Below are 463 nucleotides of genomic sequence, written 5' to 3'. Positions count from 1 at the left end.
AGGGCGAAAAGGTTGCAATAAACTGGTGGCTGCGACTGTTTAATAAAAACACAGCACTCTGCAAACACGAAAGTGGACGTATAGGGTGTGACGCCTGCCCGGTGCTGGAAGATTAAATGATGGGGTGCAAGCTCTTGATTGAAGTCCCAGTAAACGGCGGCCGTAACTATAACGGTCCTAAGGTAGCGAAATTCCTTGTCGGGTAAGTTCCGACCTGCACGAATGGCGTAACGATGGCCACACTGTCTCCTCCCGAGACTCAGCGAAGTTGAAGTGTTTGTGATGATGCAATCTACCCGCGGCTAGACGGAAAGACCCCATGAACCTTTACTGTAGCTTTGCATTGGACTTTGAACCAATCTGTGTAGGATAGGTGGGAGGCTTTGAAGTAGGGACGCCAGTTCCTATGGAGCCATCCTTGAAATACCACCCTGGTTTGTTTGAGGTTCTAACCTTGGTCCGT

1 rRNA gene is annotated in these 463 nt (G+C 49.7%); it reads left to right on the top strand.

Going from position 1 to position 463, the window contains the following annotated elements:
* Positions 1–463, top strand: a 23S ribosomal RNA gene (locus GTP41_RS26795); the annotation flags it as partial.

Origin of the sequence: Pseudoduganella guangdongensis, from assembly GCF_009857475.1 — a bacterium.
GTDB lineage: Bacteria > Pseudomonadota > Gammaproteobacteria > Burkholderiales > Burkholderiaceae_D > Rugamonas > Rugamonas guangdongensis.
The sequence above is the reverse complement of the archived record's forward strand: the minus strand, read 5'-3'. Positions and strand labels throughout refer to the sequence as shown.